Raw genomic sequence first — 13,664 nt, forward strand, 5'->3', positions numbered from 1 at the left:
TGAGCTGGTTATTTTTTTGCACTAAAAAACTGCTACTCGATTGAGTAACAGCCACTTGCCGCCAGAAAATATTTTGTAGTTCTCTTTTTGGTTCTCTTTTTTTATTATTTATTCTGATTAGATGCAAATATATAAAATAAAAAACCAGCAACAACGCTATTTTACAAGCCTTTATCACTGGTTACGTACTGTCTGATGGGTGGCCAGGGGATCGAACCCTGGACCCACGGATTAAGAGTCCGTTGCTCTGCCAGCTGAGCTAGCCACCCATATCTTATCAACAAAAAATATATTACCATTTATATTGATAAGATGCAAGGAAAAATTAAAAAAAGTTATAAAAGAGTGGCCTTACTAATTGTGGCGTCGCCTAATTGAACTAAAAATTTGTTTCAATAAAAAGTAAAGCAGAGGAACACAGATTGCTGTCGAAATTGAGTTGATAACAGTCGCTGGCAGACTGAAGAAAGAGGCAACAATTGCTGTTTTAAAGGTCGTTCCAACCATCAACGCTTCAATAATCGATGTACAGTAAGATGTTCCAATTTTGAGCGTACCAGCGATAATAGCGATAATAATAATATTTTGCTTACTATCATTGTAGTCGAAAGCTTTTAGTAAAAGACTGACAACAACTGCAACAACTGTAATCTCTAACATAGTTAACCATGAAGTTAATGCATAGCCATTTAAAATATCGAAACCGCCTAAGCCAATTACTCCGGCTAAAGCGCCGTTACGTAAACCAAGAAACAAAACAGCTAAAATTGCTAAGGTATTGCCGAAATGGATAAAAGGCCTACCAACAAGGGCTGGAATCGGTATTCTAAAGATAAAAATCCCGAGATAAATCAGTGCGGTAAACAGTCCAGTCATAATAATTGCTTGCAACGAATTCTTATTATAATGCAGCATGTTAAGCCCTCCTTGGCATATGTGCTAAATCTTTTAAAAGCTGTGGTAGTTGCGCAGCATAATCAACACCGTAGTGTGGATTAAAATCAACCATGTTGAGTGTACTATGAATAGAGTGACTAACAAAATCCATTGCTTTACTGATAGCAGTCTTAAGATCGATCTTCTGTACTAGCATAATGAATAGAACGCTGGCAAAAAGATCGCCAGTACCAAAATAACTTCCAGGAATTTTAGGTACCTGCCGACTCCATATTTCCTGGGAAATTTTATCGTAGCTAAGAACAGCGATCTTATTATTGAGTAAATGAACACCTGTTAGAACAATTTGTTCGATATCAAAGGTTTCTTTCAATTCTTGCAGCAGTTGTTCTGCTTCAAAAAGAGAAATTGCTGTAGTTGTTGGCTTTTTACCCAAAAGAAATGCAGCTTCAGTTATATTGGGAGTAATTATTCGTGCCTTACTTACTAACTGCCGCATTCCTGCAGTATAGTTATTATTGAATCCGCGGTATAAACGACCATGGTCGCCCATTACAGGATCAATAAGAACAAATGATTGTGGAGTTACAAGCATATCGAAGTATTGTGAAATAATCGTTAATGGTTGTTGACCTAAATATCCAAAATAGACACCTGAGAATTTAAGGTCAAGTGAATGCCAATGGTTAATAATTTTTTTTAGCTCATTGCTCAGGTCAAGGTAAGTATTAGTTCCTAAACCTCCAGTATGGGTTGATAGAAGAGCTGTTGGTAAAATAGTTGGACGCAAACCTGCGGCACCCAGCAAAGGTAAAGCGACACTCATAGATACTTGTCCAGCACACGAAAGGTCTTGGGCAACAAGAATATTTTTCACTATAAGATACACCTCCTTAATTTTTATAAAGTAACAATATTATAGCACAATTAGACCTTTGCCATAATTCATTATAAAGTAGCTCAGATAGTTGGTATTTAGAGGCTAGTTGGCTTTAATTTAAGGATAGGTTATAATGAAGTGGACTACGGTTTGAAAGATTCTAAAAAAATATAATTTAGCCAGAGAGATAACTGAAATTGAGCGTAGATTATATCAGTTAACAATATGGCAGTCTTTTTTTGAAAAACTGCTTAAGTGATCGCTTAAATTCGCAGTTTATTAAGCGGTTATTGGAAGGAGCTTGAAAATGAAAAAAATATTAGTCGTGGATGATGAGAAGCCGATCTCTGATATAGTTAAATTCAATTTGACTAAGGAAGGCTTTGATGTCTATACAGCTTATGATGGCGAGGAAGCGTTAAAACAAGTAGAAGAGGTTAATCCGGATTTAATTTTACTTGATATTATGTTGCCTAAAATTGATGGCCTAGAAGTTGCTCGTGAAGTTCGTAAAACGCATGATATGCCTATTATCATGGTGACTGCGAAAGATGCTGAGATTGATAAGGTTTTGGGATTAGAATTAGGGGCTGATGATTACGTCACCAAACCTTTCTCCAACCGGGAGTTAGTTGCGCGTGTTAAAGCCAATTTGCGGCGCCAATCAAGCGTAGCGGCAACTGCACAAAATGAAGATGAAAATAAGAATAACGAAATTACAATCGGTGATTTAACGATTCATCCGGAGGCCTATATGGTTTCTAAACGGGATGAAAATATTGAATTAACACATCGTGAATTTGAATTGTTGTATTACTTGGCCAAACATATCGGTCAGGTTATGACGCGTGAACATCTTTTGCAAACAGTTTGGGGCTATGATTATTTTGGCGATGTTAGAACAGTTGACGTAACAGTTCGACGCTTACGTGAAAAGGTCGAAGATAATCCCAGTCATCCGACATGGTTGGTCACACGTCGTGGAGTTGGCTATTATTTACGTAATCCAGAAACAGAATAAAAATAGTTGGAATTAGGTCTAGTAGGTTAGTGGAGTTGTAATGAATAAAAAACTATATTTTTTTCAATCCATACACTTTAAAATAGCTCTCGTTTTTGCGTTATTATTTCTAATAACGTTCCAAATAATCGGGGCTTATTTTGTACAACAATTAAAGAAAGATGACTTAAAGACCTTTAAGCAACAAGTCGAACTATCAAGTTATGTTGATAATTCTTTGATTGATAATCTAGCTAAGGGTGATATGAAGAGCGCCAATGCAAATATTCGAGATATTTTGGAGGACATCAATAACTCTAACGTAACGCAAGTTCAAGTTGTTGATACAAAGGGAACTATCAGAGGCGATAGTGACGTTAACAGTCAATCATGGGTCGGTCAAAAGACAACTGATGAGGATATTAAACAAGTTCTTTATAATGGGAGGACCTATACTAAATTAACGTACGATAAAACTGATGATAAGCGATATTATGTTTCAATTACGCCTTTATTCAGTTCAAGTGGAAATACGAATACTTTAGTAGGGGCTGTTTATTTAAGGGCAAGCTTGGAACAGGTTTATTCATCACTTAGTAATGTTACGGTGATCTTTTTTTCTGCCGCGTTAATTGCAACGGGGCTGGGCTTATTCCTAGCGATCTTAATTTCCCGGGCTATTACACAGCCGATTGATGAAATGAAGAAACAAACAGCACGAATTGCGCGCGGTGATTATTCTGGACAAGTGCATGTCTACGGTAACGATGAGTTAGGACAACTGGCACAGGCGGTTAATAATCTATCAGTACGAGTGGAAGAGGCACAGGAATCATCGGAAGCTGAACGACGACGCTTAGATAGTGTATTGTCACATATGTCTGATGGAGTGATCGCAACTGATCGGCGCGGAAATGTCATTATTATGAATGAGATGGCTTCCGAAGCACTAAATATTGACGCTGCAGAAGCTGATGGTCAGTCCATTTTAGATGTATTGAATATTCGTGGCCGGTATACGTTACGTGATTTGTTGGAGAAACATGATGAAATTATCCTTAATCTTTCTGACGATGAACACGAACAGGTTCTGAATGCCTACTTTTCTTTAATTCAGCGTGAATCAGGTTTTATTAGTGGACTAGTATGTGTTTTACATGATGTTACTGAACAAAAGAAGATTGATCGTGAACGGCGGCAGTTTGTTTCGAATGTGTCACATGAATTGCGAACACCTCTGACAAGTATGCGAAGCTATATCGAGGCCCTGAACGACGGTGCATGGAAAGATCCTAAGGTCGCACCGAACTTTCTAAAGGTGACTCAGGATGAAACTGACCGAATGATCAGAATGATCAACGATTTATTGAGCCTTTCCCGAATGGATTCTGGAACATCAAAACTAGATTTAGAGTTAGTTAATTTAAATGAGTTATATAATTATATCCTTGATCGTTTTGATATGATGTTGAAGACAGATACAAACGATAATAAAAAAGCCAAGAAGAACTATACTATCAAGCGCGACTTTACACGAAGAGAGCTATGGGTCGAAATCGACACAGATAAGTTCATGCAAGTTGTTGATAATATTATGAATAACGCCATTAAGTATTCACCTGATGGCGGAGTGGTCACATGTCGCTTATTAGAGACACATAACCACGTTATCTTAAGTATTTCGGATCAAGGTCTGGGGATTCCTAAGAAGGATGTATCACATATTTTTGATCGTTTCTTCAGAGTGGATAAAGCAAGATCACGTGCGCAAGGAGGAACTGGTTTAGGTTTGGCTATCTCGAAGGAAGTTATCGAGCTACATGGTGGAAAGATATGGGTTGATAGTATAGAAGGAAAGGGTTCAACATTCTATATCTCGTTACCTTATGAAGAATACGAGGGGGATTTATGGGATGAAAATTAAAGGCTTCTTATTGCATACAGGTTTGACAGTTACCGTGATTATAAGTGTTATTTTAACAACCATCATCTTAACGAACCCGGCTACTTTTCAGCGAGACTCAAAGACAACGACTTCGCCAGGTGAAAACGACGCAACTGCAAGTAATAAAACTTTAAGTGATATCTATGCCCCTGTACAGGTTATTTTGAATCAAGATCGGCAGCAGTATCAGCTGGACAGTTCAAAAGTTAGTTTGGTTAATAAGTTACGGACAGAAATCCGTAAGTGGAAAGTATCGGATACAGTTACTAAAACAGCTCTAAGAAACGAAGAGGAATACGTTGCTTTTCTAGAACAGAAAAATGCGGTTGTTTTAAATTACTCAGATCATCTAACAATAAAATTATTTAACAAAACTTTTTCAAAAACAATAAAAAAATATCATGATGATAAGTATAATCGCATTTTAATTCCTCTGAAGCAGAAAAAAGTGATGTATCTTCTAAATGATCAGGCAAAAACAATTTATAAACTTGAACTAAGAAATGAGAATATTAGAAAAACAGCTAAAATAGCTGAGAATAATAAAAGTAACAGATTACAGGTAGAGTATTATTTACTAGATGGGTATTTGACGATGTTTTATTTGAACACTGTTCAAGTACCGCATTATACTTACTTAATTAACAAGGCTAATGCCAGTTCTTTTGTTACCCAGCTATTGGATTCTAATGGCGGAAACTCAATAACGACTAAAATGCAAAAGGATAAGATTATCTACTCAGATGGAGCAGATAACCGAATGACAGTTGAGGATCCAACTAACCGGATCAAGTATGCTAACTACTCTAACTCTGACTATAATAACAGTGTAATTGAGCGCCAATCTTTTAATGATCATCTAAAAAGGAGTTTTACAAAGTTAAACATAATTGGAACATCCCTGGATGATGTGCATTATTCAGAGTTTAATCAAGTAAATGGAACTGTTATCTATCGTAGTTATGTTGCTGGATTTCCAATTATCAATGAAAATAATTATGGGGCATTTAAGATCCAGACACTAAGTTCTGGCGGACTGAAATATGACTTTTCACTGTTGAGTTTGCAGGTTCCGGTCCCATCAGGTGGGAAAAGTGTAACGTTACCGCCAACTGTGACTGTTTATCAAAACTTAATCAACGCGGGCTATTCGGCAAATAAACTAAAAAATATTCAAATCGGGTATAGCTGGCGTAAAAATGAAGCTTCAAGTTTAGTTATCGACTTAGTTCCGACGTACTTTGTGAATTATAATGGCAAGTGGACAGAATATAACAAGTTGTTAAACTCGACTTCAAATAGTGGGAATTAGCTGAAAGGGCGGCGCAAAAGTGAATTTTAAACGAATAGAATTGATTTTCTTTATAGCATTTATTGCGCTGGATATTTTTTTGTTTGCATCATACAAGCAAAAAGATGATGCGGTTGAATCAACAGCTAATACTTCATCAAGAAATACTACAACGTCGATTATGAGAAGTATTCATAATGATCAAATATCGTATGGGTCGTTGTCTAATCAAAAAAAAGAAGGTTTCTATATTGCAAGTCCGGTAAAGAGTAATCTTAAGGAACGAGCAGGTCAGCTTCAGGGTGTTCTCTGGTCATATAATAACCATAAATTGACTGTTGATTTTGGAACGAGCATTAAAATCAAAAATACTGATTATCCACAAAAAACACTAGATGAGGTTGTAAAGGACAGTACTAAAGTGATTGACGGGGATGACTATCAATACGATAAGTATCTGTCAACTAAGAAGAGTGCTGTGTATACTCAAAGGGCCTTGGGATCACCCGTTTACACAGCTAATGGGCAAATTAAATTTACAATTCGAAATGGTTATATAACTGAGTATACACAAGGGCATCTAGCTAAAATTGAGACGTTGCGCGAAAAGAAACCAATGATCAGTCAGCAACGGGCCTTGATCTGGCTGTATCAATATAATAAGCTGATCAATAATAGCACAGTTGAATGGGTTCGTCTGGGGTACACTCAGCTACTAACAGTTAATGACAGTATTGTTTATATCCCAACCTGGGTTATCAAGGTTAAAAGCGATTCGTCAGGCGGCATTCAGTATCGGCGGATAAATGCCTTCACTGGTGCATTTATGGAAGAAAATAATTAAATAGCTATTTAAGTAAAATACAGTAAGAATCAAGAAAGGGCAGATAGATAGAATGGCAATAGATAATCAACAAGAAGATACAATGAAGATCAGTGTGCTAGCTAGCGGAAGTACGGGTAATGTTACATATATTGAAACGCCTAAACGTAAAATACTCGTTGATGCCGGATTAAGCGGTAAGAAGATAGCTGGGTTAATGCAGTCAATTGGTCGGGATCTGAATGACGTTGACAGTTTACTGGTAACACATGAACACAGCGATCATTGTAAGGGTGTTGGTGTTTTAGCCCGAAAGTATCAGCTTGATGTCTATGCTAATAAGGGAACATGGGGAGCAATGGCACATAAGATCGGTAAGGTTCCGGTTGAGCAAAAGCATATTTTTGAGATGGGAAAGACGATGTCGTTCGGTGACTTAGATATCGAAAGCTTCGGTGTTTCGCATGATGCTGTAGAACCACAATTTTATCAGATTCATCATAATGGACATGCATTTGTTATTTTAACGGATACCGGCTATGTTTCTGAAGGTGTTGAAGGAGTCATCAAAAATGCTGATGGATATTTATTAGAATGCAACCATGATGTTGAAATGTTACGTATGGGTGGCTATCCATGGCCACTTAAACAACGGATATTGAGCGATCGCGGGCATCTTTCAAATGATGATGGAGCAACGGCCTTAATGGATATTTTAGGCCGAAATACTAAGAAGATTTATCTTGGTCACTTAAGTCAGGATAACAATGTTAAGGAGTTAGCTCATTTAACAGTAGCATCAACGATGGAGCAGCACGATTTTGGTGTTGGTCATGATTTCAATATTTTTGATACTGATCCAAATAAGGCAACAAAATTAACAATCATTTAATAAAATTAATTTTTTTTAGACAAATTTAGTATTTTATTCATGCTTTTTTCAAACTTTATCGTTAAAATGGAAACATACGTAAGTATGGATATTTTAATTGGAGGGAGGGAAGTATTTATCTCTAACTAAGAGAAAATACAAAACGCATGAAAAATGGTAATGAGCAAAAGGAAAAAGAAGCAAAGTATAGCGAGGTTGGCGGGGCTAAGAAACGATCTGGGATGCTAAAACTTTTTTTGATCGCACTAGTAGGTGGTATTATCGGCGGTGGTGCAATTGTTGGTGGATATACAGTTTACCAGCAAAGTGAATCCAACGCGGTGACGACAAACAATGCTAAAGGTCAAACTGGTGTTAGCAATATCAAAGTTAATGTTAGTACCCAAAGTACAAAGGCATTTAATAAGATTCAAAATGCAGTTGTCTCGGTAGAGGCTTACTCAACGAAAAGTTCTGGGGACTCACTAGATGATATTTTCGGCTCTGGTTCCAGTAGCAGCGGAGCAACCTCGGAAAGTGAAGGATCAGGGGTAATCTATAAAAAGAGTGATAATACGGCTTTTATTGTAACTAATAACCATGTTATCTCTGGTTCAAATAAAGTAGAGGTTCTATTAAATGACGGGAAGAAGGAAGAGGCCACAGTAGTTGGTCACGATTCAGTTACTGACTTAGCGGTTTTGAAAATCAACGCTAATAACGTTAAACAGGTAGCTTCCTTCGGCAATTCTGACAATATTCAAGTTGGGCAGACAGCTCTTGCAATCGGATCACCGTTAGGTTCAACCTATGCAACTTCATTAACACAAGGAATCATTTCAGCTAAGAAGAGGACGATTGATACAACGGATAGTTCTGGTGTTAATTCAGGACAAACAACGGTTATTCAAACAGATGCAGCTATTAATCCGGGTAATTCTGGTGGTCCATTGATTGATCTTTCGGGACAAGTTGTTGGAATAAACTCGATGAAACTAGCTAATACTGGGTCAAGTAGTAGTTCAACCAGCTCAACCTCTGTTGAAGGGATGGGTTTTGCGATCCCTAGTAACGAGGTTGTCAAGGTCATTAACTTACTGGTAAAAGACGGCAAGATAAAACGACCAGCATTAGGAATCTCACTAGTAGACTTAAACTATGTTTCTACAAGTGATCAGAAGTCAGTACTTAAGTTACCAACAAGTATTACAAGTGGGGTAGTTGTCTTAAAAGTAGCTGACAATTCACCGCTTAAGTCTGCAGGGATAACTAAGTATGATGTTATTACTTCGCTTGGTGGTAAAGAAGTTAAAGGATTATCTTCTCTACGTGAAGTTTTGTATAACCATAAAATAGGTGATACAGTTGAAGTGAAGTATTATCATGAAGGGACACAGAAAACAGCGAATGTAAAACTATCACTTGAAGCAGATGATTCAAATACAACAACGTCTTCAAATTCAGGTAATTAGTATTATAAAGTTTAAAGATAATTATGGATTAAAAAAGGTCTTTCTGTATGCGACTAAACAGATGCAGAAAAGCCTTTTTTTGTGTCTTAACGGTGGATAACTCTTTATTTGTGGATAAAAAAGTGATTTACTAGGATAGTGGTTGTTGAAAAAGGTCAAAACGGTTGGCAAGTTAGCTTTTTATACAGTTTGGAGTTATCCACAGTTGTGTGTAAAAGCTGTGTGTAACTTTTTAAAAAATGGGTAACATAACTAATAAACGTTGCTATAATAGTGTTTGATAGTGAAAGATAAATACTTATTAGTTGTTAATAACTGTGGATAAAAAATTTTGACTTGACAAAATTGAAATTAATAAATATTGTGACGAAAATTTGTTCGGTGCAAGATATAGAAATCGGCTTGTGGATAAGTGGATAACTTTGGGGATAACTTGTGAAAAGGTGGAGAGTTATGAACATTAAAATTGTAGTTGTTGGTAAACTGAAAGAAAAATATCTAAAACAGGGAATTGCAGAGTACACAAAAAGATTAAGCAAGTTCTGTAAGTTTAAAATAATTGAAGTTGCGGATGAAAAAGCACCGGAAAAGTTGAGTCATGCCGAAATGGAGCAGGTTAAAGAAGTTGAGGGTGCGCGAATCCTAAACAAAATTCAAAGTAAAGAATATGTTTATGCACTGGCTATTCTGGGTAAAGAACGCTCATCTGAGGAATTAGCTGACGAGTTACAAAAGCTAGGAACATATGGTCATAGCGATATCACCTTCATTATCGGTGGTTCATTAGGTTTGAGCGAAGCTGTCCTTAAGCGGGTTGAAGCACAAGTATCTTTTGGTCGTTTTACATTGCCACACCAGTTGATGCGGTTAGTTCTGACGGAACAGGTTTACCGCAGTTTTATGATCAATGCAGGTAGTCCGTATCATAAGTGATGCGGTTTCAAATAGTTTTAAATTAGGAGATTTGTGATTAAAAAAATTATGACTAAAAATAAAAGAGATATTTACAGAAAAGCTGTGTCAAAGGCAGACATTAGCAGTAAGTCTATAGCAAATACCTATGAAAATATGCTTCAAACATTTAAAAAAAGCGATGTTTTTTCTAAAGATAATGATGATGGAAATTTCCATTTTATGGAAGAGGAAGTTGAGATTTTAGGGACACTTTTAAAAGCAGAGTTGAAGAAATCAAATCCTTATTTGATTAAGGGAAATGGTGTACGAACAGCGGAAGCATTTAAAAGAGTGGATGTAGAAGATCAAATAGATTATTACTGTGAGTTGGACAAAGCCATATGGAAAATGAAAGAAGATAGTATAGCTAGGAAAATTATTCTTGAGTCAAGGGCATATAAAGATATGAACGCACAGGTTCAAGAGTTGATAAATTTTAAATCTACGGTGTCAGAGTTCTTGGAAACTGCTAAGAATATGTCCAACCAGACGAGGTCTTCTTTTTATGAAGAAGCCACACGATCTTTAGAGCTTATTATTAGAGAAAATAAGGATTTTGCTTCTAAAAAATATAAATTATTAGATATAGCTGATGAAAATTTTATCAGTGATTTAAAAATAGCAAAAAGTAACTTAAAAGATGACGTACTTTCAAAATATATGGAAGTGGTTATAAATGAGTATATCAATAATAGCTTATTAACGATTAGCGGACGGTATGCGGATATTAATACACCTGCTCTTATGATTAATATTGCTGTGTTTATCCACAAAAGAGAAGAAATAAAAAGGAAATCTAAAAGCTTAGAAAAATTTATGAAGTTTAAAGAAATGCAGTGTTATGAAGTAGAGCATAAAAAATATAAGAATCTAAAAAAATCTTTTTCTGAGGAGCTTAGGAAAAATGAGCTTTTAGGCAATGTATGTTCTATATATGAGAATCTAGAACGAAAAGAAGCCATGCTAAAAAATGGTAACGACAAACAAAAAAGGATAGAGGTAGAAAGAAACTTTGCCAATTTTATATGGGGGGATGAAGTCGGTTACGAAGATGGGACTCTTTATAAGAAAAGAAGCAAATTAGATATTTTGGATTTTACAAATCGATTAGAAACTACTCTTTTGAAGTTAAAAGGTGAAATTAATTCTATAAAGGATGCAAAGTTTCATAAAGTTTCTTCAGATGAGGTTGTTCTTTTTCGTAAAGTATTAAAGTGTGTGGATAAAGAGCATTTAAAATGCTTAGAAACGTACGGTGGAAAAGACATAGCTAATCAGAAAAGGAATTTAATTGGACGACTTATTATTGAATTGAATCAAATAAATCAAATAATAAGATATCTGGTTGCTGATGAAGATGAAATAAGGAAAAAATATCCTAAAGAAGAAAATATCTCTGAAATTAAAAATGAAATGATTACCATGCTAGACAGTATCATTAAAAAAACCTGTATATTATTGTGGACATTTGAAGAAGTCAGTAAAAATGGTTCCGATACTAGGGATGATTATCTTGAAAAAATTTCGAGTTATTTTATTCAATCTCCGATTAGTAGAAAAATGATGGATAACCTTTAAATATAACAAATCTAAAAAAAAAAAATAAGCTGAAAGCAAAAATCTTTTTTTCTTGCTTTCAGCTTATTTTTTTTATACGGAAAGTTAGTATATATGCATCGGATGCAGATATTAAGTGAGTATCTGTTCCGAGTACAAACTTATGCATATATTATTTTATAGGAGGAATTCAAAATGTATTTAAATGAGAATATCATACCTTACCCTTATTGTTTACAGAACACGGCTATTTATAGACGTGAAAAGGATGGGGCTAAATTTATTACACCTGTCATGGGAATTGTTGGTCACTATCGAAGTTTAGAGACTCATGCTGAGATTTACGATTTGCAGTATTTTGAAACTGCAACGGGCTATTTTGAAAACATTAGAATTGATGGGAAGCTTTTCACAACACAGGGTATTGAGAAGTTGATTTCGCAAGGTGTAAATTTCCCAGTTAGGAATAAAATTGCGGTACTTGATTATTTAATCGCGCAGAGAGGATGTATACCGATTCAATATTATTACAATTCAGTTGGTTGGGTAGAAAAAAATAATTGGCAAGATGATAAGCAATTTGCCCATGCTGAATTGATAAGTTCTAAAAACATGGTTGGCTTTAACGAAGGCTCTCGATATGATCTCGTTTCACGTGGAACTTTTGATGATTGGAATAATATGGTCCAACAGGAAGTAATGGGGAATACGGCCTTAGAACTTGCTTTGGTTCTGGGGGCTTCGTCAACACTGGTTCCATTGGTTTCTTTCATTAATCCAGATATTTCCAATCTCCTTGTTCATATCGTAGGTCAATCTTCTTCGGGAAAAACCACTAGTGCGCAGCTTGCTGCTTCAGTTTCCGGCCGCCCAACTACTAACAATAGAGGCCTTATACGGACTTGGGCAACAACTCAGAATGCTCTTATGGCGACCCTTAATAACAATTTCGGGATACCACTAGTGTTAGATGAGATTTCTATTTCTCAAATTCGTGATATGACTTCGTTGGTTTATCAATTAGTGGACGGAAACGAAAAAGCACGTTCAAATCAGGATGCTGGGTTAAAGAAAATTCGTAATTGGAGTACTACCATTATTAGTACAGGAGAAGCCCGTTTGACTGAAAAAGTTGCTAAAAATGATGGTCTAAAAGTGAGGATACTTGAGCTATCAGATGTTGAATTCACAACTAGTCCAGAACAGGCAGAACATATAAAAAGTGTGGTAGCAACAAACTATGGATGGTTACAGCCTGAGTTCGTAAGAAGACTTATAGCTGAAGATGTTATCTGGAATGCTATTCCGGAGCGCTATACACAGTGTATTGACCTTTGTGTTAAGCAGCTGCCTGAATCAAGGTATCGTCATCGGATTGCGGATCGAAATGCTGTAATAGTTCTAACAGCCTATCTTTTAAATAAACTGATGGGAACAAGTATTGACTTGGAAAAACTACATGGTTTTATTGTCAAGCATACAGATAATGCTCATATTGGCCAAGATGTGGGTCAAGAGGCATTTTCAGATGTTGTGCAATATTTGATACAACATCAGCGAGATCTCAAGTCGTATGTAGATAAGTACAACACACCTTTAAACTTAATTGGAATTTTTCTCCGTCCAGAAGGCACTGATACAAATATTCGTGTGGCTATTTTGAAAAAGGAAATGACACGGATACTCGATGATCTGGGCTACGAAGATAAGGCAACAATTCTTAAATTATGGAAAAAGCGTGGTATTTTAGAAAGCGAAAAAGACCGAAAAACTAATCGAGTTACAATAAACAGGCGGCGTGAAGTAACTTATACTCTAAAATTGGATTGGAATTATCGAGAAAGCTTTTTTGTACTTAATCAAAAACATTTTTCAAATTAATAAGGAGGATTATTTGTTATGGACGAAAGAAATATGACGATAGAGCAATTTGCTGAGCAATTAGTAAAAATTATTTTTGAATTTTTGAATGGA

General features: G+C 35.9%; 11 protein-coding genes and 1 tRNA gene. 9 read left to right on the forward strand and 3 right to left on the reverse strand.

All coding sequences use genetic code 11. The annotated features are described in order from the left end of the window. Positions 1-196: 196 nt before the first annotated feature. The 3 genes from FC81_RS03040 to FC81_RS03050 form a co-directional block, all read right to left on the reverse strand. Positions 197-269 (reverse strand) — tRNA-Lys (locus tag FC81_RS03040). A gap of 85 nt (positions 270-354) precedes the next feature. Beyond that, positions 355-915, reverse strand: coding sequence for an ECF transporter S component (locus FC81_RS03045; RefSeq protein WP_057742892.1), 561 nt, complete (start codon positions 913-915; stop codon positions 355-357). A gap of 1 nt (position 916) precedes the next feature. Next, on the reverse strand, positions 917-1,774 hold the full coding sequence (locus FC81_RS03050; protein WP_338041709.1) for a pyridoxamine kinase: 858 nt from the start codon (positions 1,772-1,774) through the stop codon (positions 917-919). A 310-nt stretch (positions 1,775-2,084) separates the two neighbouring features. Here FC81_RS03050 and yycF point away from each other — a divergent pair, with 310 nt between their 5' ends. The 9 genes from yycF to FC81_RS03095 all read left to right on the forward strand — a co-directional run bounded on the left by yycF (position 2,085) and on the right by FC81_RS03095 (position 13,571). Next, positions 2,085-2,798 carry a response regulator YycF gene (gene yycF / locus FC81_RS03055; RefSeq protein WP_057742894.1) on the forward strand — a complete coding sequence of 238 codons (714 nt, stop codon included), beginning with the start codon at positions 2,085-2,087 and terminating at the stop codon, positions 2,796-2,798. 40 nt (positions 2,799-2,838) lie between these two features. Further along, a complete protein-coding gene (gene walK / locus FC81_RS03060; RefSeq protein ID WP_057742895.1) occupies positions 2,839-4,701 on the forward strand; it encodes a cell wall metabolism sensor histidine kinase WalK in 1,863 nt (620 codons plus the stop codon). Then, entirely contained in the window at positions 4,691-6,034 is a 1,344-nt protein-coding gene (locus tag FC81_RS03065; RefSeq protein WP_057742897.1) for a YycH family regulatory protein, read from the forward strand. The genes walK and FC81_RS03065 overlap by 11 nt, the downstream gene beginning before the upstream one ends. 19 nt (positions 6,035-6,053) lie before the next feature. Then, positions 6,054-6,857 carry a two-component system regulatory protein YycI gene (locus tag FC81_RS03070; protein ID WP_057742899.1) on the forward strand — a complete coding sequence of 268 codons (804 nt, stop codon included), beginning with the start codon at positions 6,054-6,056 and terminating at the stop codon, positions 6,855-6,857. 52 nt (positions 6,858-6,909) lie between these two features. Then, positions 6,910-7,728 carry an MBL fold metallo-hydrolase gene (locus FC81_RS03075; RefSeq protein WP_057742900.1) on the forward strand — a complete coding sequence of 273 codons (819 nt, stop codon included), beginning with the start codon at positions 6,910-6,912 and terminating at the stop codon, positions 7,726-7,728. Positions 7,729-7,874: 146 nt separating this feature from the next. Then, entirely contained in the window at positions 7,875-9,179 is a 1,305-nt protein-coding gene (locus FC81_RS03080; RefSeq protein WP_057742902.1) for a S1C family serine protease, read from the forward strand. Positions 9,180-9,632: 453 nt separating this feature from the next. Continuing rightward, the gene (rlmH, locus tag FC81_RS03085; RefSeq protein ID WP_057742904.1) at positions 9,633-10,112 is read left to right on the forward strand and encodes a 23S rRNA (pseudouridine(1915)-N(3))-methyltransferase RlmH; all 480 of its coding nucleotides are present in this window, start codon (positions 9,633-9,635) and stop codon (positions 10,110-10,112) included. Between the two features lie 33 nt (positions 10,113-10,145). Beyond that, a complete protein-coding gene (locus tag FC81_RS03090; protein WP_057742905.1) occupies positions 10,146-11,711 on the forward strand; it encodes a hypothetical protein in 1,566 nt (521 codons plus the stop codon). 174 nt (positions 11,712-11,885) lie between these two features. Beyond that, positions 11,886-13,571 (forward strand): DUF927 domain-containing protein, encoded by a 1,686-nt coding sequence (locus FC81_RS03095; protein ID WP_057742907.1) that lies wholly within the window; start codon positions 11,886-11,888, stop codon positions 13,569-13,571. Positions 13,572-13,664 lie beyond the last annotated feature (93 nt).

Source organism: Liquorilactobacillus capillatus DSM 19910, assembly GCF_001434915.1.
GTDB classification, from domain to species: Bacteria; Bacillota; Bacilli; order Lactobacillales; family Lactobacillaceae; genus Liquorilactobacillus; species Liquorilactobacillus capillatus.